We start from the raw sequence: 22,673 nt of genomic DNA, 5'->3' as shown, positions 1-22,673 counted from the left end.
GCTACGGACGTCAGGACGACGGAACCGAAGAGGCGGTGGCATCTGAACCGCCCCCGGCCATCAGCCGCGATTCGCTCATCGCCAGCGCTTCGGCGATTCGCTCGCCCCCTAGCGGGCCCTTCCTCGAGCGCCAGTACGCCAGAATCTGCGGGAACTGATTGAAGCAAAGCCCCTGTTGACCGACGACCCGCCGATCCAGCGGAAAAAGGCGCAAGCCTTGCTGCATCAGGCCGTCCGCTCGCCCCTCTCCCCTCGCTCTCAGCAACTCGACCAGGGCCAGGGGATCGTCGCTACCGAAGCGTTCTCTGGCGGCGGTTCGCGCCTCCATCACACGCTCCAGCAGGGCGCGTGCTCGCAGTTGCAGCCGCCTGTCGAGGCGCGCAGCAAAAATGACGGGGGCCAGCCGATTGAGGTCCGCCTGGGTCACGCCGGGCAGCCACACCAGTACACCGGAACGCATGGAAGGCACCAGATCCAGGCGATTCACCTGATCACAGAACAGACAGGCCGTCACGATATCATCGACATTGCGACTGTCAGTCCCCAGGGTCACCGCCTGCTGATACTTGGCGCTGCGAAAGCCACAAAAGCGACAACGGTAGTCGTCCCTGGCCCAGACCGCTTCACGCGCGCCTGGCGGGGCGCAAGGTGTCCCCGTGCACTGATAGCCAAGGACGTCATAGGCGCTGGTGGGGCGCGCCAGGCGAAAACGCAACTTGTCGGCGAGCAGGGAGTCTTGTTCATACAGGGGACAGGACATGGCGCAACCTTGGCCAGACTGGCCATCCAGAGGACTCGATCGGGACACGGGGCCGCACTACGCAGCCAGTGCGCACCAGATCAAGGCGTGTCGTGGACGCAATCGTGCTTTCATTGACGCCGGTCAAGTTCAGCATAGCCTGCCGGCGCGTCCGCATGACGGTTTCGCCCGTCCATCGCCATGGTCTCGCCGTGGCGGCGCCCGGTTCACGCCTACGACACTGCACACCCGCCCTGCGGCTGGTAACATGAAATGACGCGACAGGCGGCATCACATCAAGCCAACCAGGACGTTGGGGCTCATGCAGCAGTCCCGGGCGGCAAGCGCCCGATACCGCGGCGCGCCGCTATCAGAGATATAGCACACTATCAATGCAGCTATGCTGAAAACGCCGTCGCCCCCCGGAGACCCAATTCCCCTTAGGATCAATTTGTGACAGTCTACTGCGAATCATCATGAGAAGACCCCGCAATGAGCATTGGCTCGCCTCGGTCAAATCCATGATCCCAGTTTTCACCTTTTCCAGGAGTATCGGCATTGATCAGGGTTCTTGTCGCTGACGATCATCACCTGGTACGCACCAGCATCGTTCATCTGCTCAATGCAGAGAAGGACATCAATGTCGTCGGGGAAGCCGCGGACGGAGAAGAGGCCATTGCTCAGACTCGCCGCCTCAATCCCGACGTGGTGGTGATGGACATTCGCATGCCGGGCATCGGCGGGCTCGAGGCCACTCGCAAGATCCGCCGACTGACCTCGGACATCCGTATTCTTGTGCTGACGGCCTTTATCGAGGAAGCCTTTGCCCAGCGGCTGCTGGAGGCCGGTGCCCACGGCTTCATCAGCAAGGGTTCCCAGCACGACGAGATGGTCAAGGCCATCCGCGCGGTGTTCGCCGGACAGCGCTTCGTCAGCCCGGAGATCGCTCAACGGCTGGTACTGTCGCGCATCGACCACGAGGAAAATCCGTTCGATCAGTTGTCCCAGCGCGAGCTTCAGGTCGCGATGATGATCGTCAACGCCCAACGCGTAGCCGACATCGCCGATCGCATGTTCCTGAGCCCGAAGACGGTCAACACCTACCGCTATCGCATCTTCGAAAAGCTCGGCGTCAACTCCGACGTGGCGCTGACCCACCTGGGGCTGCGGCATGGGCTGGTCGAAGGCTTCAAGGAAGACTAACAGCCAGCCTGAGGCTCTTACCCAATGTGCCGTCGGGGACGATACGTCCCCCGCCAGGCTCTGGTAGCATGAGCTCCCTGACGTGATGTGACAGGGTGAGCCTTACCAGACCATGACCTTCGATGCCCGACGCTTTCTCGAGACCGTCAGCGAATCACCCGGTATCTACCGGATGTTCGATGACCAGTCCAATACCCTCTATATCGGCAAGGCTCGCCGCCTGAAGGCCCGCCTGGCGAGCTATTTCCGCGGCGCACTCAATACCAAGACTCAGGCGCTGGTCGCTCGCATCCACGACATCCAGGTCACGGTGACCAACAGCGAGACCGAGGCGCTGCTGCTCGAACAGACCCTGATAAAGCAGCTCAGACCGCCCTACAACATCCTGTTGCGTGACGACAAGTCCTACCCCTTTGTGTTTGTCACCGACCGTCATCCCTTCCCCGCTCTGGAACACAAGCGCGCACGGACCCGCCACGATGACGGCCGCTATTTCGGGCCCTATCCCTCCAGCGGCGCCGTGCGCGAAACGCTATCACTGATGCAGAAGGTGTTCCGTATCCGCAACTGCGAGGACGGCGTCTTCGCACACCGCACCCGGCCCTGCCTGCAGTATCAGATTCAGCGCTGCAGCGCCCCCTGCGTGGGCTACATCAGCGAAGAAGACTACCGCCGCGATATCGAACACGCCATCCAGTGCCTGGAAGGACGCAGCGAATCGGTCAGCCAGGAGCTGACCCGCGACATGGAGGCCGCAAGCCAGGCCCTCGACTTCGAGGAAGCGGCACGTCTGCGCGACCAGTTGCAGGATCTGCGCCGTCTGCAGCAGCGCCAGGTGGTGGATACCGGCAGCGGAGACGCCGACGCCTTTGCCCTGGCCTCCCAGCCGGGTGCCCTGTGCATCTCGGTGCTGTCGATTCGTCAGGGGCGTCTGCTGGGGGCGCGGCACTACAGCCCCGCCAACAGCCTCGATCTCGGGGAGCCGGAACTGCTGGGTGACTTCGTCAGCCAGTACTACCTCGGACAGGCCCGGGAGATCCCCACCGAAGTGCTGACCAGCCACGCCGTACCCGACGCCGAACTGATCGCCCGGGCGCTGAGCGAGCATGCCGGACGCCGGGTACGCATGACCGACAAGGTCCGCGGTCACCGCGCCCAGTGGCGTGAACTCGCCCGCACCAACGCCGAGCAGCAACTGGCTGGCCAACTGGCCAACCAGACCCAGCTCGCCAAACGTTTCGAAGATCTTCGCCAGGCACTCGAGCTCGACGAGACGCCGCAACGGCTCGAATGCTTCGATATCAGTCACAGCCACGGCGAGGCCACGGTGGCATCCTGCGTCGTGTTCGACCAGGACGGCCCGCGCAAGAGCGACTATCGGCGTTTCAACATCAAGGGAGTCGCCGCCGGCGATGACTACGCAGCGATGCAGCAGGCGCTGACTCGTCGCTTCAAGCGCTTCAACGAAGGGGAAGGCGTGTTACCCGACATCCTGGTCGTGGACGGCGGCAAGGGCCAGTTGAACATGGCGCGGGAGGTGCTCGCCGAGCTCGCCATCAACGGCGTGATTCTGCTCGGGGTGGCCAAGGGCACCACCCGCAAGGCTGGCCTCGAGACCCTCTTTGTCGAGACCGTGGATCGCTCTCTGGCGCTGCCACCGACCTCGCCGGGTCTTCACCTTATCCAGCACATCCGCGACGAATCGCACCGTTTCGCTATCGCCGGCCACCGTGCCAAGCGAGACAAGGCCAGGCGCACCTCGACACTTCAGGATATCCCCGGCGTCGGCCCCAAACGCCGACGTGAACTGCTGCGCTTCTTCGGCGGACTCCAGGGCATCAAGCAGGCCACCCGCGATGAACTGGCTCGGGTCCCCGGCATCAGCGCCACCATGGCAGACACAATTCATCGTGCCCTGCATGGATGAGTTGAGGTATCACGGATAGAATGAACCACTTTGACGGGCGCCAACGTCGTCCGTCGCTTCTTGTCGCCCCCCTCCAGCAAGGACAGCGGTATCGATGAACATTCCCAATATTCTGACCCTGGCACGCATCGTCTTCATCCCCCTGCTGGTGGTGCTGTTCTACCTGCCCTTCGAATACAGCATGCTGACCGCCGCCGCCCTGTTCGGCCTGGCCTCCATCACCGACTGGCTGGATGGCTATCTGGCGCGCAAGTGGGACCAGTCGACGCCATTTGGCGCCTTCCTCGACCCAGTGGCGGACAAGCTGATGGTGGCAGTGGCGCTGGCACTGCTGATCGAGCGCTACGACGCCGCCTGGCTAACGTTGCCGGCGCTGGTGATCATCGGCCGCGAGATCGTCATCTCGGCACTGCGCGAGTGGATGGCGGAGATGGGTAAGCGCGGTTCGGTCGCGGTGTCCTGGATCGGCAAGGTAAAGACCACCCTGCAGATGGTCGCCCTGCTGCTGCTGCTGGCCTTCCCTCCCGGCCACCTGATCGCCGAACTGGGCGTTGTCACCCTGTACGCCGCCGCCATACTGACGCTGTGGTCGATGATCCAGTACCTGCGGGCCGCCTGGCCGCACCTGAGCCGCTCGCTGTAGGCAGCGCTCTGGCGATCCGGGGCCTATTCGAAAATTCAGGGAAAAGCGTTTGACAGTCACCGACTTATCCGTATAATACGTCCTCGAGTCAGGCGGGAATAGCTCAGTGGTAGAGCACAACCTTGCCAAGGTTGGGGTCGCGAGTTCGAATCTCGTTTCCCGCTCCATCATCAGACGATGGATGACTCATGAGGCTGGATGGCAGAGTGGTTATGCAGCGGACTGCAACTCCGTGTACGCCGGTTCGATTCCGACTCCAGCCTCCATTTTTCCTTTCAGGTGTGCCCCGCTTCCCAGAAGCCGTGTCCGATCCCTTCGGACCCTATCGCCTTACCTCTGGCGACGTTCCTGCCCGGATGGCGAAATTGGTAGACGCAAGGGACTTAAAATCCCTCGGTGGCAACACCGTGCCGGTTCGAGCCCGGCTCCGGGCACCATTCGTTTCAATGCCTTACGCTACCTAGTCCCTCGACACCCTCCTCTCTGGTCGCAATTTGGTCGCAAAGCTTCGGCAGCCTGCCAGCCACTTGATCCAAGCGCGAGTCGAACATATGCGCGTACCGGCTGGTCACCACCAAGCTGCTGTGGCCAAGTAGCGCCTGCACCGTCGTCATCACCTCCCCCGCCTCAGCTAGCAGGCTGGCGTAGGTGTGGCGAAGGTCATGAAAGCGCAGATCATCACGCTTTATAGCCCGCCGGGCAGCTTCAAACGCCTTACGCAATTGATGAGCGTCAGATGCAAACGGCAGGTTGGCCACCAATGCCGCACCATCCTCCGGCAGCGGCACGACCCTGGCCTTGCCACTCTTGGTCTGCCCTGGTCGCAACACGATGCGACCACCCTGGATGTTGCCAGGGTCCAGCGACAGGAGTTCGCCGCGGCGCAGTCCCGTCAAAGCGGCCAGCGTGATGATTCGCCGCTCCTCCGGATACTCTTCCGGCACAGCCTCAACCAAACGCCGAATATCTCCTGCCGTCAGGTAGACGTGGCGCTCGTTTTTCGGGGTAGGCTTGCGCAGCTTGCCGTCCAGCGGCTGATCCAGCCAATCCCACTCCCGATACGCCAGGCTCAGCACTCGCTTGACCACCTGGGTCCGGTTATTGATTGTGCTTTGGCTGAGCCGCTTCCTGCGCATATCCTTCTGCATCGACCGGGCGACATCCAACACCTCTTGACCAAGAAGCACGTCTGGTGCGTTCTCGTCGAACCAGCGGGCGACTGCACGAATGCTCGCGCCCTGGCTGTTCGTATCGTACTCGTCGACCCAGCGCAGAAGTCCCTCCATGAAGGTCCTCCGCTCCTGCCGCCCCATGAGGCCATTGAATTGAGCCTCGTTTAGTTCAGCCTCTCGCTTCGTGGCGAACTGCCTTGCTTCCTTTTCCGTGATAAACGTTCGCTGATATCTGCCGCGCTCACCCGACTCGGTGACGACCCACCTGTTCCGAGATGCGCGGTATCGAACCGTGATACCCATTTTTGTTGCTCCCCTCGTGAGGGGCCGCGCTTGCAGCTCTCAATGTAAGCGTCGACCGCCTCTCGCTCAAACCGTACGTTGCCGCCCAGGGCGACATAGCCAATCAGGTGCTTGATCGCATAGACCTTGCGCTCACTGATGGCCAAGAGTTCCGCCACCTCGCTCGGCGGCATCAGGGGTGTCATGATCAAGCTCTCCTTCAGGGCAAAAGAAAGCCGCCTCGGTGGGCGGCATGATGATCGGCAGTTCACTGGCGGTATCGTCGCCGCCATTCAAGGAAGTCGCGTAAACAAGGTTCATCTGCAAGGCGGTAGTACACGGTACGGCCTGACCGATCCGCCTTTACAAGACCTGCTTCGCGCATTTTGGTGAGATGCTTGCTGGTCTGATTCTGGGTCAGAGATAGCACCTCAGAAATCCTAGACACACAGATCGGATCGAATTTTTGGACTACATTAAGAATTTCGGCACGAGTAGGGAAAGCGGCTAGATACAGTAGCTCGTCGACATCGAAGGACATGAATGGCTTCCAGTTTTTGCGTTTCACCTACTATACCCCGCAACCCTTGCTCGGGTGGGCACAATGATGCTCACCAGGCTCACTCTGTTTTCCACGGGCGCCGCTGAATCTATACCTGGCATACCAGGAACCGCACCAGCTAAGGTTCATCGCCTCCTCCCGGCTTCGGCGCCGCTGCGATCATGTCGCAGTAGATGCCCTCGACATGGCACCCAGCTTCCGAAGCAAGCTGGCCTGACTCTGCCATCTCCCGCGTCGGCTTCACCGGCACCACCTGCCAGCCGTCTGGCACGTGGCGATCGTTCCACTGAGAGCCGCACGCGCCACCCTCCTCGTTGGACTCGAGCCGTCCACCGCAGTCAGTGCAGGCCACGATGCAGGACTGTCGTGGCGTGCCTATGCGCTCGAACTCGGCTTCTCCTCCGCAGAACGGACAGGGCAAGAGCTTATTCATCGCCGCCTCCCTCGGCCTAACGCCGGCGCTGGTCGCGAAGGTGCGCAAGACGCTGAACGATGGTGCTGGCAGTCTGGTGCTTGATGCACTGACAGCCACCGTTTGTGTGCATGCCGTTGGGCTTTTTCACGACACAGCCCCCATCGGTACAACCAGGCAGCCCTTCGAACGGCCTGTTCAGAAGCTCTGCATCGTGGCGGGCGAGGTAGTTCGCGAATACATCACTCGGCTTGCCAGGCGCTGTGCGGGCTTTTTCTGCATCAATCTCGAGCATGTCAGCAACCTTGATGAACGTTTCCCACAGCGCATCCCTCTCGGCTTCCACCTTCTCCAGCCTCTCCCTCAGACTCTCCACCTCATTACTCGCTGTCATCACCCCGCACCCCTTCTCGCATCTGTGGCTGGTGTCGTATCGCGTCCCGCCGCAGCGGCTGCATTGCAATGTGGCCATCACCGATCCTCCAGCGCCTTCTCCAGCTTGCCGACCATCGTCAGCCCGACATTGGCCGGCAGGTTGTCGCCCGCCCATTCCCGTGCCGCCCTGACGTCTTCTCGCAGCCGCCAGAGTTTCCGCTCCAGCAGCCGCTCCCGTTCGCTCTTGCCATCGGGGTCCAGTTCACCCTCTGGCATCCGCGCCTTCTCGATGCACCTACCCATGTCGACTCTCCTGCTCTGTGTACGCCCGCTTCGCCTCTCTCAGGACCAGCGCCCCGCCGGCCATGATGAGCAGGCCGAGAACGATGGCCGCGATCATGTCGCCTTCCTCCAAGCCGGTATCCCGTCGAGCGTGCCGTCGCGCTGAATCCGCCCGTGCTCGTGCCACTGCCGGATCGCCTCTTGGGCTGCCTCGGGCGCTTTCACCAACCGGTACTGGCCCATCACGGCGCCGAGGCCCGCCGCCACGTGCCGGGCGCTGAACCGCACCGGCAGTCCTTCCCGCACCCTGATCTCCTGCTGCACGGACACCAGGCCGCGCAGCCTGTCTACTCGCTGCATACCCACTCCCTCCACATCTGATCGGCCAGCGCCTGCTCGACAGCTCTGGCGCCGACCTCGCCCCAGACCTCGATGTCTTCGACCCACTCGGCTGGTGTCATGCGGCCTCCCCTTGCTCAGTTGCCGGCATGAACCGACGCTCGTGTGTGAAGTTCGCCTCGACGATGGCCTTGGCCAGCGGCGGGCACACGCTGTTGCCGATCAGCCTCACCTGCTGATACTTCGGCACCGGCTTGCCGTTGACCTGGGCGAATTCGTAGTGATCTGGAAAGCCCTGCGCTGCAGCCAACTCATGGGGCTGCAGCATCCGCATGCCGATGTCGACGATGGCGTACTGCTCGCCGGCGATGGTCACGGTGACTAAGCCAAAGCGGTCCCGGGTCGGCATGGTGTGAATTGGGTCTTCCAGGCATTGCCCTACTCCGCGGCCGTAGTACTTCACCAGGAAGGCAGCCACGGCCGCCGCGTGGGTGCCGCCGGCACAGATGGTGGGCATCGGCTGCCGCGGATCCCGACCGCCTCGCTCACTGCCCTTGAGGTTCACCAAGCTGACGGCCACCGGCGCGCTGTGATCTGTGGCTGTGATCGTGGGGAGGGGATCCCGTAGGTCCGCCCCTACAACGCCGCCGTAGTGCTTGGCGAGGAATGCGGAGACGAGGGCGAAGCTGCCGCCCTTTGGCCAGGCCGTGACGGTGCGTAGAGGTTCGCCTATAGCGTTGACCAATTCCGAGCCATTGCCGTAGTTGGCGATTGGCACGATGAAGGGGTCGCCGCTCTCGACCACGTACCGCATCACGCCCTTGGCAATGCGGCGCAGGGTGGCATCGGTAAGCGGGCGAGTACGTTCGAAGATCGACGGGCACGGAATCGACCAATCGATGCACTCCGCGGCGGTGCGCCAGGGCTGCAGCCTCCCCCTCCGAACGGCAGGCGAGCCCGGGTCGCCATGAGTTGGCTTCGGCCACTTGGTGGGCAGACCATCACGGCGGGCCACCAGGAATAGCCGACGGCGAATGGTTGGGGCTCCGAAGTCGCAGGCTTTCAGGATCCGCCAATCCACCTGGTACCCATGCCGACGCAAGGCGCGCACAAAGCCGTTGAAGGTCTGCCCCTTTCGAGCTGGATCCGGCACCAATTGGCCCTTGGCGTTCTTGATCAACGGGCCCCAGTCCAGAAATTCTTCGACGTTCTCCAGCGCGATGACCCGAGGCTTCACCTTGGCGGCCCAGCGCGCGGCAACCCATGCCAGGCCGCGCACGCTTTTGCTGACGGGGCGCCCGCCCTTGGCCTTGCTGTGGTGGCGGCAGTCGGGCGAGAACCAGGCGAGCCCCACCGGACGACCAGCGGCGGCCGTCTCGGGATCGATATCCCATACGTCAGCAATACTGTGCTCAGAGCCTGGGTGATTCGCGGTGTGCACGGCGATGGCCGTGGCGTCGTGATTGATGGCGAGGTCTACTGGCCGGCCCAGGGCCTGCTCGATCCCCTCACTGGCTCCGCCGCCGCCGGCGAAGTTGTCGACCACCAGCTCGTGGCCGAACAGGTTCAGACTGGTCATGCGTCTCTCCGTGGCATGAGAAAGCCCCGGCGTGTGCCGAGGCTGGAAAGAAATTGCCGCTTCACGTGCGGCACCCGGCCCGCCCTGCCGCCTACTGCTGTGCAGTGAACTCGCCCGCGCTCAGCACGGGTAGAGCTGAGGAGACGGCGGCCAGCGGGCTGACTCCGTTTTGAGACACGGTGGCCTGGCCTCGTCCCGGTCATTCAGCGCCACCGGGCACGGCGCGTTTATTCATGCCGCCCGCTTGATCCGCAGGCGCATTCGATAGGCATTGCTGGCTTGGCGACGGGCCGCGTTGACGCTGGCCTGAAACTGGACCGACGCGGGCATCAGCTTGACCCGGTTATTGATGCTGGAGTAGCAGGTCGATATACCCTGCCGTTGCAGATGGCTGACGACCTGGCGAATGGACATGCACTGGACTTCGATGCAGTCCTGCACTGTCTGGTCGATCTCGGACCAATCTCGCCGTCGCCACGCGCCGCGGCGACGGGGATCAGTAAAGCCGCTGCGCTTGGCCAGGCCATGGACCTGGTCTCGCCCAAGCCCCAACTCTGTTGCGATGTCCTTGTAGGTGGCGCCCTCATCGAGACGGCGCTTCACGTACTGTTTTTCTGTGGTCTTCCATTGGTGTTGTTCCATACCGCCTCCCACAAAAAAGGCCCCGGTGTGGGGCCTGTCAGTAGTTGATGGTGATACTGGGTATCTGCCCTTTCGCAATGAGCGTGATAGCCGTCTTGGCGCAGTCCTCCGGCATCCCACCGTCAATCATGGCCTCAAGGGCGGCGCGGTTGATGCGGGCGCGATGCTCCTTGTCGGCCTGGCGTCGGGCCAACTCATCTTGCTGGCGACGCTCATCGGCCAGGCGCTCCTCCTCGCGGCGGCGGTGCTCGTCTTCGATGCGCTGACGCTCTGCTTCTGCTTCCCGGCGCTGACGTTCAATTGCTTCCTTGTGCTCACGCTCACGCCGCTCCGCCGCTGCCTTGGCTTCAGCTTCCCGGCGAGCGGCAGCGTCACGCTCTGCTTGGGCGGCCGCCTCGGCTTCACGGCGGGCCCGCTCCTCGGCCTCACGCGCAATGCGTTCCTCGCGTTCCTTCTGCTCGCGCGCCTCAGCTTCGGCGCGCAGCCGGGCTAGCTCGGCCTGTTCAGCCTCACGCTCCTGCGCGCTCTTGAGCGCGGTCCGCAGCGTGGCGACGACATGCTCCTTGGTGCGATGTGCCTCGGCTTCGTATTCCTCCCAACTCTCGTCAATTTTGGTGGCTTCGGCTTTCGCCAGGCGCTCTTTCAGTTCTTCGCTGCCCAGATCGTCCAGTTCGGCAGCGGTCCAGCGGAGCAAATCAACAGCCTGTCCATGGCGAGCCTTGCGCGCCTCCTCGGCGGCCTCCCACTCATTCAGCGGCCCACGCGCTTCGTCGCGCCATGCGTCCAGCTGGTCACGCCACCGCTTCCGTTCGGCGTCGATGGTCTTTGGCAATTGCTTGAGGTCGGCCACCAGCTCCTTGCCAATATTGTCGATTGCAGTCTTGCTTCGGGCTATCTTGTGCGCCATGGAGGCGTAGGCTTGTCGTCCCTTTGCGGTATCCAGGGTGGGCGGTTCGGCGAGAAAAGCGTCCAGCTCCTCGCGGATCGTTGCCAGGTATGGGTCCAAGCCCTTATCAGCCTTGAACACCTCAAGCGCCGTCTCTTTGGACGGCACGGTGACCAGCTCTGTTGATTCTTTCTCAGCTACTGCGGTCATGCTCTCCTCCTCATGCCGCCAGTACGCGGCCCATTCGGGTTTCCATTTCCTCGTAGAACGCATCGACGCGCTCTGCGATGGTTCGGATCATCTTCTCGTCGCGATATGCCCGCTTCACGAAAAGCGGCATCCCAGGCCAGTAGCTGACGAAGTCGATCCACTCACGCTCGCTGACCCATAGCCCGCCCTGGCACTGGGCGATGTGATCCTTGGGGATCTCATCCGCCAGCAGCACCTCGACTTGGAGCTTGGGCAGCTTGCTCTTGATCTCGAGCGCACCGTCTTCACCGATCAGCCCGTCAGGCGAGTACCCGGCGCCGTGGTTGAGGACGATGCCGACCTCCCTGGATTGGTTGCCGGTGGCCTGGCGGTACAAGTCGCGGGCCACCGGCTCCATCTCGTGCCCGCGCTCGGTGTGGCGGTTGCCCTGGAAAGCATCGGAAGGCTCGCCGGTCATACGCTCGCCGATCAGCTCGTGCATGTAGCTGATTGCGCCGGCACCAAAGCCCCCAGGACCCTTGCCATTGACCAACAAGTCTTTGAGCCTGGACATCGTGACGATGCCCAGCCTGGCGTCGTGCCACTCGGGCGTGCCCTGCTCAAGTTCATGAATGATCTGCATCACCGGCCTCCTGGATGATCTTGTTGAGCTGCGCCATCATTCCGTCGAACTTGGTGCGCGGGACGCGGCTGGCGTCACCATAGGTCTCGGCAAACCATGCCTGAGTCTTCTCGGGGCACTGGGCCAAGCGCTGTGCGATCTGCCCGGCTTGGAACGCAGTGACAGTCTTGGTTGGCGCTGCCGACACGCCATCGTCGTCCTCGCCGCGAGTCATGATATTCAGGAGTGCGCACAGCACGTACCGCTTGCCGTAGCTGGTGGTCGAGCCGAAGGCCTGGACGGCGTTCTTGTTGCCGCTGGTGTCGGCGGGCAACAGCATTGCGGTCTCCTCCCGATGGCCGCCCTTGTGCATCAGCACGCCCGTGACTTCGATCCCCTTGTCGACCGTCTTGACGCGGAAGCTGACCGCGAAGCCGTGCTTCTGCATCACTGGCCGAACGGTGTCGACGATGTCCTCGAGCGTGGCGTACTTCCCGTTGTTCGTCTTGCCGCGCTCAGCGATGCTCGGCATTTCCGTCTGCATGGCTGCCATCGCTGCGCTGTATTCCATGGCCGCCTGGCGCTCCATGACGCGCTCCTGCATTTGCAGCAGCCGCTCCATCTTGTCGATGTCGACGTCGGGGTTCATGGCCGCCCGCTCGATCACCTGGATGATCGCTGCCGACTCACTCACCTGCTGCGCGGGAGCCTGAACCGCTCCGTCCTGTCGTGTAGCCAATTCGGTGCTCATTGATCTACCCTCTCCTCGATACTGTTGGTATCCGCCCCAGTCCGACCGCCATCGGCCGGGGCATCTTCATGCTGCCCAGGCGGCCCGCTCTCTGCGGTACTCCTCGAGCAGTCGTTCGCTGTCGTCGTCGGTGAGCTTGGCCTCGAGCCACGCCGCCGGATAACCGCGGCGGTCGAGGATGTCGAACTCGAATTCCTCCGGCTCGTCGGGATCGCAATCGCCGAATCCCCAGCCGGTGTTGCGCATCGGCGCCCCAGGGCTGTAGAACGTCACCCGGCACCGGCACGGAATACCGGCAACGGTGGTCGTGAAGTTCATGCCGCCGCCCTCCTCCGGTAGTGCTGGTCCAGGGCAATCTCGATCGCCGTGTTGACGTCGGGCCCGCCCCGGTACCCGTTGGTCAAAAACGCCTCGACAGCGGCCATGACCAACCGATCCATCGACAGCGGGTCGGCCAGCAGAATGGCCTTGATGTCGTCATCGATCGGGTGCGCCCCCGGCTCTCGGCCAGCGTCTCGCAGCGCCTCGATGTCCCTCGAGTGTTTGCTCCATCCACTCGTGCACATACCTACCTCCTGCTGCTTATCACAGCGCCGATGAATGCCAGGGCGTACAGAATGGCGAACACCACCAGCCAGGATTTATCGGGAGTCATTGCTCGCCTCGGGCTTTGGCTAGAGCGGCGCGAGCCTTCCTGTAGTCCGAGGCTAATAGCCTGAATTTTGCCCACTCGTCGTCGGGTGTTCGCTCCACCTCATCATCTCCATCAAGCTGGTCGGCCAATCTCCCAAACACCTCAAGCGCCTCATACAGCTCCGGCGCCGCCGCGATCAGGCTGGCGTTTGCGTCCGCCTCGGGGTCGCCCGGTGAATAGATGGTGGCCAGCTCGTCATGCCAATAGTCAGCCGGCGCAATGTGGTAGCAGGCGTGCTGAGGGTGGTCGTCATGCGCGAACCACGGCCCCGGTGTGAATTTGGTCTCGCTCATACCGCCCTCCAAATCTCAATCGGCGGCGTCACGCCCTGGGCCGCCATGGCCTTGCGACGCTGCCAGCGCTCTTTGCGCAACCACCGCTTGCGGTGCTCGCTCGTGATGATCTTGTCGGCCCATTGCTCGCCGATGAGAGGCCGCAGCCCGAGGCGACGGCGTGCTGTGTCTGCGGTCATGCGACCTCCTGAAAGAAAAAAGCCCGCACGGTGGCGGGCAAATGCAGGGAACAGATGGTGATGCGGGTGCATCGGGGAAGACTGTGAGTGATGGCGGCCCACAACGGGCGACCTCCCAACTCCATGGTTAGGTGCGCTAAGCCTCACGTCTGGCAACCGCTCCAGGGGCAGCGCTACCCCTGGGTTATTGCCAATCGCTACGCAACCGATCACCGCACTCGCGAAATGCCGGGCCGTCGGTTAACACTGCGCCACGCCATCACTCACAACCCTCTCCGATGGCCCCGTACTCTGGCCCGGGGCGGGGCGCTGGGCCGCACTGCGTAGCGGATCACGTAACCCTGGTTGTCACGCTCTGCGGCGCAGCTCGCTGTAGATGTCCTGCATGAACTCCCGGCCCTGCATTCCAGCCAGCGTCTCGACGCCCGCCTTCTGATCTTCCTTGTGGGCATCCAGCGCTTCGAAGGTCTTGCACGCCATGTGCTCGACGACCCGCTGCGCCTCTTGCGCCACTTCCCGACCCATCCGGGCCATTTCCGCATCGGTCTCCGGCATGCCGTTCTCGCTTATCCAGCGCTCGGCGGCAAGCAGGTGGTGCGGAGATACCATGTCCTCGGTGATGTGCATCGTGCTCCCCTCGCTACTCGTTCATCTCGCAGTCGTCGCGAAGCCCTTCCAGCATGTTGCCGAGCGCCTCCGCCTCTTTGCTCGTGCAGCCATGCAGGCCGGTCATGGCCCGCTCAATGACGACCTGCATCTGCTCCATGTCGAGGCCGTCTTCTTTCAAATCTGCTGCGTCTACCATCGTGCTCTCCTGTCCGTTGTCATCCATCAGCCCTCTCGGCGAGAAGGCTGGTGGATGACGCCCCGCTGTGCAGGGCGTCGGAATTCGTTTCTCTCGCACCGCCGATGTCGCCATCGGTAGCCCCTGAGGCAGGTGTCCCCCAGCAGCCCTACAGCCCCCAACCGTTTTAGGGGGATGCCCCGCGACGCCGACCTATTCTTCTGGTGGTCTTCACGCCTCTGCATGCGGGATAGCTGTGCGATTACTACGTCAGATTGTTAAAGAGCGTGGCCAGGTGGCCGGTGATGGGCTGCTGCCCTGTCCACGCTTCCAAATATATGCATCCGTGCATTCTACGTCAATGCATCAATGCATATTTCTGGCAAAAAAAATGCGCCCTTTATGCAGGCGCCTGTTTTCCGGGCATAAAAAAACCGCCTCAAGGGCGTCTATCGAGCGGGAGCGCTACAGGCGGGAACAAAAAACCCGCCTCGCGGGCGGGTCTTTGGAAGTTGTTGAGCGTCTATCTAGGGCAGCTCATGCGGGCCTCTCGAATGACAGACCGTTGCTGCTCTGCTGCGCGCTTGAGGGCGGCCTCAAAGTACCGGCTCTTCTCCTCGGCAGACGATGTGCGCAGATAGTGCGAGAGACTAGCTCCGCGTGTTGATTCCTGGGTCCGTGATGACATCACCTCAAGCCTCCTTCTGATTGAGAATCTCTCTCAATTCATCGCGTGTTCGCGAACTGGGACAGACATCATCCACGCTCGCCACGTCTTCGTAGTACTTAGTTTCGTCTTGATCAAGGTCTTTGACCAGCACATCGACATACAATTCATCGCCAAACTCCTCTTTCATCTCTCGTACGACAAAGCGGGAGTTAAAGTACTGATCAACAAAGGCTTCCAAGGGTATCCCTCTGCCTTCGGTTTTCTCTCTAGCCTCGACAAACGTCCACGACAGAGCAGGGTCTTGGTATACATACCAGAGCCTCACGTGCCTCCCAGCACGCACCGCCCTAGCGATGTTGCTCCGCGTCTTGTTGAGATTAGCAGAGGTCCCATCTAGGAGAAAGCTCTTCCTGCTCTTCACCAGCTTGTCGAACACACGCTCAACAACGAGCGAGACTGCTCCTTGAAAAAGGCTTGAGTTTCCACCGTCATACTGCGGAAACCTCGACCTAAGGTCATCTGGATCAAGCCGCAAGATATTAAAATCTCTCAACATTTCTTTGGATGCTTCGGTCTTTCCGGCCCCTGGAGCGCCCGCCATAAGAATCGTTATCGGCGGCTCTTCGTCATTGCCGACAGGGCATTCAATCATCTCCCTCGCGACCTCATTGCGAATAAGCTTCGCGTGCGTCTTAGCCGCCACCTCCACCTCATTCGCGTCCAAAGCTACCCCTCCTCCCCACAGCTTGCTCACTGCGACCGCGGAACCCGCATTCTCAGGTCAGCAATCACTACGCCGATGATCTCGCAATTACCGTTGATCGACACCCATGGCTCAGGCCAGTTGGGGTTGCGTGCCTTGAGCATCTTGGATTCGCCAGGCTCCTCAACGTACTGCTTGAACGTGGCTTCATTGCTGTCCGTGAGGACGGCCACCACGTCATCACCATCGAATGGCATCACATCGGGATCGACGTAGATGATGGTTCCTGGGCTGTACCTGGGGGCCATCGACTGCCCTTTCACCCGCAGCGCAAAGGTCCTGTCGGAGCATGCCGGCGGGCGCGGCACGACTTCGTCGCTCAGATAGTCGACGTTGCACACTTCCGTCCAGGCTCCGGCCTGGACCCATGAGATGACCGGCACATAGCCCTCCATCTTCGGCGGCGGAGCAACGTTCGACTCCTTGAACGCCGGGTGCTCTGAAACTTTTGCAGCACCAGGCTTCAAAGCCTCCCTTCCCCGCATCTGATCCCCGGACACGCCAAAGAACTCCGCCAGCTTGGCTATCTGGCGGTCCGTAGGGTGCTCGATCTTGCCGCTCAGGATTCGCGATAGCGTCGACTGCGCCACGCCTGACTCACGCGCCACATCGATGGCACGCATACCTGATTCAGCTATGAGCTGCTGAAGAATCTCTCGAACGGGCTTGTTTTGCATGAGTGCAATGATCCCGCGAGGCGGTGCATACGGCAAATGCATTTGCCCTTGACTTAAATGCATGAATGCATATCCTGTGCATATACCCACACCAAGAGGGCTCCGCCATGTTTGGCGAAGAACTGGCCAAGAAGCTGGAGGCCATTCTGGCATCCGGGGCCACCTACAAGGCGGTCGCAGAGAAGGCCGGATGCGACATCTCAACCATCTATCGCATCCGCACTGGCGCGATCGCCAATCCTAGCTACTCGGTTGGCCGCTCCATCGACCTGATGCACTCGAAGCTCAAGAAGCGTGCCGCCTAACCACAACCACAGATTAGCCCCTCCACCGAAACAGTGAGAGGCAGCACCAGTAGGGAGTCCGGACATGGATTTATATACAGAAGGCATGAGGCAGGTGGTCAAGGAGCGCGGGTTCGCCACTGTGGCCCGTGGCCTGAAGATGGACGACTCCCGCCTGCACAAGAAAGTCGATCCGGATAGCCCTGTCCGCCTGACTCTCGACGACTTCATCAATATCGCCGTGCTGACCAAAGACGCCCGTTGCCTGGGCGAGATCCTGGCTGACATGGGGCTGATGGCGGTTCCTGCCGACAAGCCGGACGACGACGCATCCCTGTGCGACCGGATCATCCACCAGCAGGTGGCAGTGGGCAACGTTGCCCAAGAGGTTCAGGCCGCGCTGGCAGACGGGAAGGTTGACGCCAATGAGGCGTGGGCCATCGACCGTGCTGTCGACGTAGCCATCGAGAAGCTGTGCGCGCTGCGCAGCGAGTTGAAGGAAATGGCCGAGCCGAGACTGGCCAAGGCCTGATGCAACGAAGCCCCGCCGGCGACCAACCATAACGGGGCTTCATCACAACTCAAGGTGATAGGTGAATCATGACAGATACCGCTCAGATATTCCAGTTCCCAAGCGCGCCCGAGGCGCCCAGGGAAAAGCGAGGCCCGCAGGTGGAAGACGGATACACCCGCATTGCCAACGAGCTTTTCGAGGCAGTGACCAACTCTCACACCTGCCCGATCACCCTGCGCCAGATGCGCATCGTCCTGTCCGTGATCCGCAAGACATATGGGTTCAACAAGAAGACTGACCGGATCAGCGACGGCCAGTTGGCTGCAGCTACCGGCATCAGTCGGCAGAACGTGAACGCCGCAAAGCGAGAGCTGCTGGCGATGAACGTGCTGTTCACTGACGGTCAGAAACTAGGCGTCAACAAGGCATACGCGGAGTGGGACTTCACCGCTCGGCCCGAGAAAGACAACCTGAAACAAACTAGAGACAGTGTCTCTAAAGCAGAGACAAAAAGTGTCTCTAAACCGGGGTCACATAAAAGACAGAAAGACACTCTCTCTACTGACGTAGAGAGAGAGGCGCCAAAAACTCGTCGGCAGCGCCTCGACCTGAACGCTTTTGCAGACCAGGTTTCCATCGAGACCCTCCAGGCGTTTGCCGACCACCGTCGTGCACTCCGCTCCCCGCTCACGCAGCGCGCCCTTGAGTTGACGGTGATGTCGGCCACTAAGGCAGCGATCGAGCTGGGCATCACTGCCGAACAAGCGATCGATGAAGCCATCGGCGCCGGATGGAAGACCGTCCGCACCGACTGGCTGCGGAACCGTGGTGCAGACAAGCCGGTCACCAATCCCGACGTGCCCGCCTGCCCTCATGGCGCCATCCTGGCCGAATGGGACCGCCATCTGGCCGCCAAGAAGGGCCGCGCTCCGGCTCCTGTCGACTGGGAAGGCACTCGCATGGCCGGAAAGCTGGAAGCGCTCTGGGCCAAGTGCTGGAACGCGAAGAACCCATCCGGCGCCGTGCGCTATGACAGCGTCGAGTCTGGTGTCCAGTGGTGGTCATCGGTGTTCAAGCACCTCGCCGGCAGCCGCAACTTCCTGCAGTCCGACGTCACCCTGAGCAACCTGTTCAACCCGGACACCTTCAGCCTCGCCGTCAACGGCAGCCTCCGCGAGCAAGGGGGTGCTGTCCGATGAACACTGAGGTCATCCAGTACGAAAACCAGATCATCGGCGCCGTGACCCTGGACTCCAGCCTGATGATCAAGGTCGGTGAACAGCTCCACGCCGAAGACTTCGCCGGGGCCGATCAGCAGATCGCCTGGGGATCCCTCCAGAAGCTGTGGCGTGAAGGCAAGCCCACCGACGTGGTGACGCTGTCAGAAGCCAGTGGCCTGGCCATCGACCTGCTGGCCGAGTGGGTGCGTGGTACCTACAGCCACGACGCCAACTCGGTGGCCACCTGGGTCAACATCGTTCGCCAGAAAGCGCGGATCCACCGCCTGACGACCGGCTTGGCCGACGTGCTCAACAGCGCTCAGGAGAAAGGCGCCGACGCCGATGCACTGCTGGGCCAAGCCCGCGACATGCTGATGGGCATCGAGAGCGACGCCGTCCAGACGAAGCGCTCTGCCAACGAGATCCTGAAGGACCGCATCGCTGCGCTCGACCGCCGCATGAACGGAGAGGAAAGCCACATCGGGCTGACTACCGGGCTGCGAGACCTAGACGACAAGATCTACGGCTTCAAGCCGTCCGAGCTGATCCTGCTGGCTGCACGCCCTGCGATGGGCAAGTCCGCCCTGGCCCTCCAGATCGCCCAGCAGGCGGCCTGTGACCATGGCAAGAACGTCGCCGTCTTCAACCTGGAGATGGACGAGGACGAGATGTTCGACCGCTTCATGGTTCAGCGCGGCGAGTTCCCGGCGGACTGGTTCGCCAACCCTCAGGGGCGACAGGACGACATCCACCGCATCGGCAAAGCCGTCACGTCGCTCAAGACCGCGTCGCTGACCGTCTTCGACAACATCTTCGACATCGAAGGGATCGTCGCCAAGTGCCGTTCGCTTCATCAGCAGCGCCCGCTTGATCTGGTGGTGGTCGACTACCTGCAGTTGATCAGCTCCCGCAACGCTGGCCGCTTCGGCAACCGCACCCAAGAGGTCGGCGAGTACAGCCGCGCCCTCAAGATGCTGGCCATGTCCCTGGGCTGCCCGGTCCTCGCCCTGTCCCAGCTCAACCGCGACGTGGAGAAGCGTCCCGACAAGCGCCCGCTGATGGCCGATCTGCGCGAATCAGGATCCCTGGAGCAAGACGCCAACAAGATCCTGATGCTCTACCGCGACGAGATCTACAACGAGCACAGCGACCAGAAAGGCGTCGCCGAGGTCATCGTCCGCAAGCACCGCGGCGGGCCGACCGGGACCGTGTTCACCAAAGCCAATCTGCGCATGTACGCCTTCGGCGATCTTGCGTTCAGCGACCGTCAGCAAGTCCAGGCACAGGAGGCGACCAATGACCCGTTCGCTTGATCACGGACTGTCCTACAGCCAGCGCTCCACGCTCGCCAGCCGGGGCGTCATCGTCACCATCGAGTATTCCGACGGCACCGTGAGGTGCCGCACCAAGGAAGGCATGAAGACGTACACCAAGCGCGACCTGCAAGAGATGGCGAAGCCGCGCTTCATGGATCGCCTGACGGCCTGGATTGGGGGTGTCGCGCAATGAGCACCTTCACCGATTCCGCCGCTATCAAGTGCAACTACCGATCAACCATGACTGACTGCCCAGCGCACGCCGTGCACATGGCTGTGAACCGTGCCGAGATCAGCGGGAGGCGATACGGCGTTTTCTCATGCGGTGAGGGCAAGTTTCGCGTCCGCCGCGTCAAGGGCCGCCCTCAAAGCGCCCTGGAGATCATCACGCCCTCCTGGAGCTACGACAAAGCGTACCGCGAGGAGGTGGCATGAGCAGCAAAGAGCTGACCTACCAGATCGCCACCCTGCGGGACCTGGGCGGCGTCATCCAGATGGCGGCCCGAATGGCTGGCCGGGGCCTGGAAGCGGGCCCTGTCGAGCTGGTGCTTCGCCGGCCCACCGAGATTCGCAGCCTGAGCCAAAACCGCAAGCTCTGGCCGATGCTGAGCGACGTCGCGGAACAGCAGCAGCTTGTCATTGATGGCGTGCCGGAGTGGGCCGCGCCGGAAGACTGGAAAGAGGTTTTCACGCACTCGCTCCGCAAACACCAGCGGATGGCCAAGGGAATCGACGGCGGCGTGGTGTTGCTGGGCGCTCGAACCAGCCGGATGAAGAAAAAGGAATTCAGCGATCTGATCGAGCTGATCTACGCCTACGGCGCCGCGAACGACGTTCAGTGGAGCGAGAAGGCGCTTGCTGTGTTCGACACCTACCGGGAGGCCGCATGAACCCGACATTCGCCCTATTCGCCTTCGCCATCGTGTCCTGCCTCGGCGCCTGTGCCGCCCTGGCATGGGCGCAGCGCGAGGAAAAGCGCCGGGCCCGCGAGGAAATGCGCAGCTTTCTGGAGCAGATCGACAGGAGGGATTCATGAGGAGATCAGCCCTCCAGCGGAAAACGCCGCTCCGCAACCGGGCGCCAATGGCTCGTAAGGCTTTAACGCCCAAGCGACGAGTTAAAAAATCCGGCTCGAAATCTGAACAGCGTTTCCGCAGCTCAGCCTATCTGGCTTTCGTCCGCTCCCTGCCCTGCTGCCTGTGCGGTGGGCCAGCAAACTCAGCACACCACGTAATTGGCATCTGGCAGCTGAGCGGGATGGGCCTCAAGGCGCCTGACAGTTTCACCATGCCTGTCTGTGATGGCCCGGGAAGCTGTCATGAAGCGATTCATGCGCGCCCTGAAGCACTGGCCTATCAGGCGGGATGGGTAGTCGACACCATCAACCGTGGCCTCGACCACTTCACTGACGAGCCCATCGTCGGCGCCCTGGCCGACGCCCTCGAGTTCATCGCCGCCAAGGAGGATGCCCATGGCTGACCACATCGACAACGCCCTGCTCCGCCATGAGGAGACGCTCGTCAGCGTCAGGGATCTTGCCCGGCCAATCCGTATGGGTGATGAGAAGCCGCGCAACAAGTACCACCGCGAGATCAAGCCTGGCGTGTGGGTTGATGTCTACGACGTCCTCGCCGCCTGGGCCGTCGACAACCCAGCGCTGCAGCACCTGATCAAGAAGGCTTTGCAACCCGGCGAACGGGGGCACAAGACCCGCGACCAGGATCTGGCCGACATCGTGGCGAGCGCCAAGCGCGCCCAGGAGCTGGAGCAATGATGACCATCTCAAGCCCTGCTGGTCGCAGGCTGGCCCGAGCAAGAGCGTCAGAGCTTGCGGCGCTGGACCATTGGGCCAAATACCCGAGCAAACACAACTGGCATGTGTGGAAGCAAACGGAAAGCCAGGTCAAGGACGCCGGGATCGCAATAGCCGAGGAGCTAATGGCCCACGGCTTTCATGAAATGGACGGGGAGGACTGATGATCACCCTCACCCTGCCCTGGCCGCCAAGCACCAACACCGTATGGCGCAACGTCCATGGCCGCACGCTGCTGTCCCGCAAGGGGCGGCAGTTCCGCAAAGACGTGGCTACCGCTGTCGCCGGACAGCACCAGGGCGAGCCCTTGGCCGCCCGGCTATCTGTAGTCGTCACCCTACTGCCGCCCGATCGCCGCAAGCGGGATATCGATAACCACGGCGGCAAGGCGCTTCTCGACGCACTGACGCACGCGGGCATCTGGCTAGACGACGAGCAGATTGACCGCCTGACGATAATCCGGGGTGAGCGCATGGCTGGCGGCCAGTGCCTGGTCGAGATCAAGGAGGCCGCATGAGCGACAAGCTAAGAGCGATGCTCGCCAATCTTCCGTCGGTTGAGCCGCCGACAGAAGAGGAAGAGCGTGAAGCGCGGCTGATATTCCAACAGGAGCCAAGCGTGGTGACGCTTTGCCGGACCTGCGAGCAGATTGGTTTTGGGATGCGGCTCGGGTGCGCGAACAGTGACTGCCCTGACCAACCGTGGGCGGTAAACATCAGTTACATGTACGACAACCACCAAGGGCAGTTGCTACGCCCCGGGCGCGACTGGATGCCTTTTGGGGCTAGGCCTTTGACGGAGTGGACATGAGCGATAAGCAATCCGAGCGCCCTCCAGATCGTCGCTACCTCAACGATCCCC

General features: G+C 62.1%; 37 protein-coding genes and 3 tRNA genes. 19 read left to right on the top strand and 21 right to left on the bottom strand.

The genetic code is table 11. The annotated features are described in order from the left end of the window. Window positions 1–10: 10 nt before the first annotated feature. Complete coding sequence (locus tag NFI08_RS16555; protein WP_108450202.1) at window positions 11–760, bottom strand: type IV secretion protein DotN; 750 nt, start codon at window positions 758–760, stop codon at window positions 11–13. 537 nt (window positions 761–1,297) lie between these two features. Here NFI08_RS16555 and NFI08_RS16550 point away from each other — a divergent pair. The 6 genes from NFI08_RS16550 (at window position 1,298) to NFI08_RS16525 (ending at window position 4,949) form a co-directional block, all read left to right on the top strand. Further along, window positions 1,298–1,942, top strand: a complete 645-nt coding sequence (locus NFI08_RS16550) for a response regulator (RefSeq protein WP_045994188.1) — start codon at window positions 1,298–1,300, stop codon at window positions 1,940–1,942. A 112-nt stretch (window positions 1,943–2,054) separates the two neighbouring features. Continuing rightward, window positions 2,055–3,869 carry an excinuclease ABC subunit UvrC gene (gene uvrC, locus NFI08_RS16545; protein WP_045994189.1) on the top strand — a complete coding sequence of 605 codons (1,815 nt, stop codon included), beginning with the start codon at window positions 2,055–2,057 and terminating at the stop codon, window positions 3,867–3,869. A 94-nt stretch (window positions 3,870–3,963) separates the two neighbouring features. Continuing rightward, window positions 3,964–4,512 (top strand): CDP-diacylglycerol--glycerol-3-phosphate 3-phosphatidyltransferase, encoded by a 549-nt coding sequence (gene pgsA / locus NFI08_RS16540; RefSeq protein WP_108133171.1) that lies wholly within the window; start codon window positions 3,964–3,966, stop codon window positions 4,510–4,512. A 92-nt stretch (window positions 4,513–4,604) separates the two neighbouring features. Then, window positions 4,605–4,679: transfer RNA gene (locus NFI08_RS16535), tRNA-Gly, on the top strand. A gap of 25 nt (window positions 4,680–4,704) precedes the next feature. Further along, window positions 4,705–4,778: transfer RNA gene (locus NFI08_RS16530), tRNA-Cys, on the top strand. A gap of 84 nt (window positions 4,779–4,862) precedes the next feature. Next, window positions 4,863–4,949 (top strand) — tRNA-Leu (locus NFI08_RS16525). 6 nt (window positions 4,950–4,955) lie between these two features. Here the strand turns inward: NFI08_RS16525 and NFI08_RS16520 are convergent. The 20 genes from NFI08_RS16520 to NFI08_RS16425 all read right to left on the bottom strand — a co-directional run bounded on the left by NFI08_RS16520 (window position 4,956) and on the right by NFI08_RS16425 (window position 16,665). After that, window positions 4,956–5,798: a tyrosine-type recombinase/integrase gene (locus NFI08_RS16520; protein ID WP_349590797.1), complete on the bottom strand. Its 843-nt coding sequence runs from the start codon at window positions 5,796–5,798 to the stop codon at window positions 4,956–4,958. 50 nt (window positions 5,799–5,848) lie between these two features. Beyond that, entirely contained in the window at window positions 5,849–6,172 is a 324-nt protein-coding gene (locus NFI08_RS16515; RefSeq protein WP_181248717.1) for a helix-turn-helix domain-containing protein, read from the bottom strand. A 62-nt stretch (window positions 6,173–6,234) separates the two neighbouring features. Further along, entirely contained in the window at window positions 6,235–6,507 is a 273-nt protein-coding gene (locus NFI08_RS22910) for an ArsR/SmtB family transcription factor (protein ID WP_222516441.1), read from the bottom strand. A 139-nt stretch (window positions 6,508–6,646) separates the two neighbouring features. Next, window positions 6,647–6,961 carry a Lar family restriction alleviation protein gene (locus NFI08_RS16505; protein WP_349590793.1) on the bottom strand — a complete coding sequence of 105 codons (315 nt, stop codon included), beginning with the start codon at window positions 6,959–6,961 and terminating at the stop codon, window positions 6,647–6,649. 16 nt (window positions 6,962–6,977) lie between these two features. Next, window positions 6,978–7,334, bottom strand: a complete 357-nt coding sequence (locus NFI08_RS16500; protein ID WP_349590790.1) for a hypothetical protein — start codon at window positions 7,332–7,334, stop codon at window positions 6,978–6,980. Window positions 7,335–7,411: 77 nt separating this feature from the next. Further along, window positions 7,412–7,618: a hypothetical protein gene (locus NFI08_RS16495; RefSeq protein WP_349590788.1), complete on the bottom strand. Its 207-nt coding sequence runs from the start codon at window positions 7,616–7,618 to the stop codon at window positions 7,412–7,414. A gap of 93 nt (window positions 7,619–7,711) precedes the next feature. Next, complete coding sequence (locus NFI08_RS16490; protein ID WP_349590785.1) at window positions 7,712–7,957, bottom strand: hypothetical protein; 246 nt, start codon at window positions 7,955–7,957, stop codon at window positions 7,712–7,714. 97 nt (window positions 7,958–8,054) lie between these two features. Then, window positions 8,055–9,515: a DNA cytosine methyltransferase gene (locus tag NFI08_RS16485; RefSeq protein ID WP_349590783.1), complete on the bottom strand. Its 1,461-nt coding sequence runs from the start codon at window positions 9,513–9,515 to the stop codon at window positions 8,055–8,057. Between the two features lie 231 nt (window positions 9,516–9,746). Beyond that, on the bottom strand, window positions 9,747–10,157 hold the full coding sequence (locus NFI08_RS16480; protein WP_349590780.1) for a hypothetical protein: 411 nt from the start codon (window positions 10,155–10,157) through the stop codon (window positions 9,747–9,749). A gap of 37 nt (window positions 10,158–10,194) precedes the next feature. Continuing rightward, window positions 10,195–11,253: a coiled-coil domain-containing protein gene (locus tag NFI08_RS16475; protein ID WP_349590777.1), complete on the bottom strand. Its 1,059-nt coding sequence runs from the start codon at window positions 11,251–11,253 to the stop codon at window positions 10,195–10,197. A 10-nt stretch (window positions 11,254–11,263) separates the two neighbouring features. Beyond that, window positions 11,264–11,875 carry a lambda exonuclease family protein gene (locus tag NFI08_RS16470; RefSeq protein ID WP_349590774.1) on the bottom strand — a complete coding sequence of 204 codons (612 nt, stop codon included), beginning with the start codon at window positions 11,873–11,875 and terminating at the stop codon, window positions 11,264–11,266. Next, window positions 11,859–12,605, bottom strand: a complete 747-nt coding sequence (locus NFI08_RS16465; RefSeq protein ID WP_349590771.1) for an ERF family protein — start codon at window positions 12,603–12,605, stop codon at window positions 11,859–11,861. The genes NFI08_RS16470 and NFI08_RS16465 overlap by 17 nt, the downstream gene beginning before the upstream one ends. Window positions 12,606–12,671: 66 nt before the next feature. Next, window positions 12,672–12,923, bottom strand: coding sequence for a thioredoxin domain-containing protein (locus NFI08_RS16460; protein ID WP_349590769.1), 252 nt, complete (start codon window positions 12,921–12,923; stop codon window positions 12,672–12,674). Next, window positions 12,920–13,171, bottom strand: a complete 252-nt coding sequence (locus tag NFI08_RS16455; RefSeq protein WP_108448728.1) for a hypothetical protein — start codon at window positions 13,169–13,171, stop codon at window positions 12,920–12,922. Before NFI08_RS16455 ends, NFI08_RS16460 begins: the two co-directional genes overlap by 4 nt. Window positions 13,172–13,256: 85 nt before the next feature. Further along, window positions 13,257–13,592, bottom strand: coding sequence for an XkdD/Y8K6 family phage-associated protein (locus tag NFI08_RS16450; RefSeq protein ID WP_349590765.1), 336 nt, complete (start codon window positions 13,590–13,592; stop codon window positions 13,257–13,259). Further along, a complete protein-coding gene (locus NFI08_RS16445; protein WP_349590762.1) occupies window positions 13,589–13,771 on the bottom strand; it encodes a hypothetical protein in 183 nt (60 codons plus the stop codon). The genes NFI08_RS16450 and NFI08_RS16445 overlap by 4 nt, the downstream gene beginning before the upstream one ends. A gap of 348 nt (window positions 13,772–14,119) precedes the next feature. After that, entirely contained in the window at window positions 14,120–14,398 is a 279-nt protein-coding gene (locus tag NFI08_RS16440) for a hypothetical protein (RefSeq protein ID WP_349590759.1), read from the bottom strand. A gap of 13 nt (window positions 14,399–14,411) precedes the next feature. Further along, window positions 14,412–14,603: a hypothetical protein gene (locus NFI08_RS16435; RefSeq protein ID WP_349590757.1), complete on the bottom strand. Its 192-nt coding sequence runs from the start codon at window positions 14,601–14,603 to the stop codon at window positions 14,412–14,414. A gap of 644 nt (window positions 14,604–15,247) precedes the next feature. Further along, window positions 15,248–15,949, bottom strand: a complete 702-nt coding sequence (locus NFI08_RS16430) for a zeta toxin family protein (protein ID WP_253551665.1) — start codon at window positions 15,947–15,949, stop codon at window positions 15,248–15,250. 26 nt (window positions 15,950–15,975) lie between these two features. Next, window positions 15,976–16,665, bottom strand: a complete 690-nt coding sequence (locus NFI08_RS16425; protein WP_253551667.1) for a LexA family protein — start codon at window positions 16,663–16,665, stop codon at window positions 15,976–15,978. Window positions 16,666–16,772: 107 nt separating this feature from the next. On the opposite strand from NFI08_RS16425, the gene NFI08_RS16420 reads away from it, so the two are divergent. The 13 genes from NFI08_RS16420 to NFI08_RS16360 all read left to right on the top strand — a co-directional run bounded on the left by NFI08_RS16420 (window position 16,773) and on the right by NFI08_RS16360 (window position 22,622). Then, entirely contained in the window at window positions 16,773–16,970 is a 198-nt protein-coding gene (locus NFI08_RS16420; RefSeq protein ID WP_045993444.1) for a helix-turn-helix domain-containing protein, read from the top strand. 94 nt (window positions 16,971–17,064) lie between these two features. After that, window positions 17,065–17,481, top strand: coding sequence for a phage regulatory CII family protein (locus NFI08_RS16415; protein ID WP_349590752.1), 417 nt, complete (start codon window positions 17,065–17,067; stop codon window positions 17,479–17,481). 68 nt (window positions 17,482–17,549) lie between these two features. Further along, on the top strand, window positions 17,550–18,662 hold the full coding sequence (locus tag NFI08_RS16410; protein WP_349590749.1) for a replication protein: 1,113 nt from the start codon (window positions 17,550–17,552) through the stop codon (window positions 18,660–18,662). Further along, on the top strand, window positions 18,659–19,996 hold the full coding sequence (locus NFI08_RS16405; protein ID WP_349590746.1) for a replicative DNA helicase: 1,338 nt from the start codon (window positions 18,659–18,661) through the stop codon (window positions 19,994–19,996). The genes NFI08_RS16410 and NFI08_RS16405 overlap by 4 nt, the downstream gene beginning before the upstream one ends. Next, complete coding sequence (locus NFI08_RS16400) at window positions 19,980–20,192, top strand: hypothetical protein (protein WP_213226975.1); 213 nt, start codon at window positions 19,980–19,982, stop codon at window positions 20,190–20,192. The genes NFI08_RS16405 and NFI08_RS16400 overlap by 17 nt, the downstream gene beginning before the upstream one ends. Beyond that, the gene (locus NFI08_RS16395; RefSeq protein ID WP_349590741.1) at window positions 20,189–20,434 is read left to right on the top strand and encodes a hypothetical protein; all 246 of its coding nucleotides are present in this window, start codon (window positions 20,189–20,191) and stop codon (window positions 20,432–20,434) included. The genes NFI08_RS16400 and NFI08_RS16395 overlap by 4 nt, the downstream gene beginning before the upstream one ends. Then, window positions 20,431–20,889, top strand: a complete 459-nt coding sequence (locus NFI08_RS16390) for a recombination protein NinB (RefSeq protein WP_349590738.1) — start codon at window positions 20,431–20,433, stop codon at window positions 20,887–20,889. Before NFI08_RS16395 ends, NFI08_RS16390 begins: the two co-directional genes overlap by 4 nt. Next, a complete protein-coding gene (locus NFI08_RS16385) occupies window positions 20,886–21,035 on the top strand; it encodes a hypothetical protein (protein ID WP_222569950.1) in 150 nt (49 codons plus the stop codon). Before NFI08_RS16390 ends, NFI08_RS16385 begins: the two co-directional genes overlap by 4 nt. Further along, window positions 21,032–21,478 (top strand): DUF968 domain-containing protein, encoded by a 447-nt coding sequence (locus tag NFI08_RS16380; RefSeq protein WP_349590735.1) that lies wholly within the window; start codon window positions 21,032–21,034, stop codon window positions 21,476–21,478. The genes NFI08_RS16385 and NFI08_RS16380 overlap by 4 nt, the downstream gene beginning before the upstream one ends. Beyond that, the gene (locus tag NFI08_RS16375; RefSeq protein WP_349590732.1) at window positions 21,471–21,773 is read left to right on the top strand and encodes a hypothetical protein; all 303 of its coding nucleotides are present in this window, start codon (window positions 21,471–21,473) and stop codon (window positions 21,771–21,773) included. Before NFI08_RS16380 ends, NFI08_RS16375 begins: the two co-directional genes overlap by 8 nt. Further along, the gene (locus tag NFI08_RS16370) at window positions 21,770–21,976 is read left to right on the top strand and encodes a hypothetical protein (RefSeq protein ID WP_349590729.1); all 207 of its coding nucleotides are present in this window, start codon (window positions 21,770–21,772) and stop codon (window positions 21,974–21,976) included. The genes NFI08_RS16375 and NFI08_RS16370 overlap by 4 nt, the downstream gene beginning before the upstream one ends. Next, on the top strand, window positions 21,976–22,329 hold the full coding sequence (locus tag NFI08_RS16365) for a RusA family crossover junction endodeoxyribonuclease (protein ID WP_349590726.1): 354 nt from the start codon (window positions 21,976–21,978) through the stop codon (window positions 22,327–22,329). Before NFI08_RS16370 ends, NFI08_RS16365 begins: the two co-directional genes overlap by 1 nt. Further along, window positions 22,326–22,622 (top strand): hypothetical protein, encoded by a 297-nt coding sequence (locus NFI08_RS16360; RefSeq protein WP_349590723.1) that lies wholly within the window; start codon window positions 22,326–22,328, stop codon window positions 22,620–22,622. The genes NFI08_RS16365 and NFI08_RS16360 overlap by 4 nt, the downstream gene beginning before the upstream one ends. Window positions 22,623–22,673: the final 51 nt, after the last annotated feature.

This window comes from Halomonas sp. EF61 (genome assembly GCF_040147045.1).
Taxonomy (GTDB): domain Bacteria; phylum Pseudomonadota; class Gammaproteobacteria; order Pseudomonadales; family Halomonadaceae; genus Halomonas; species Halomonas litopenaei.
The sequence above is the reverse complement of the archived record's forward strand: the minus strand, read 5'-3'. Positions and strand labels throughout refer to the sequence as shown.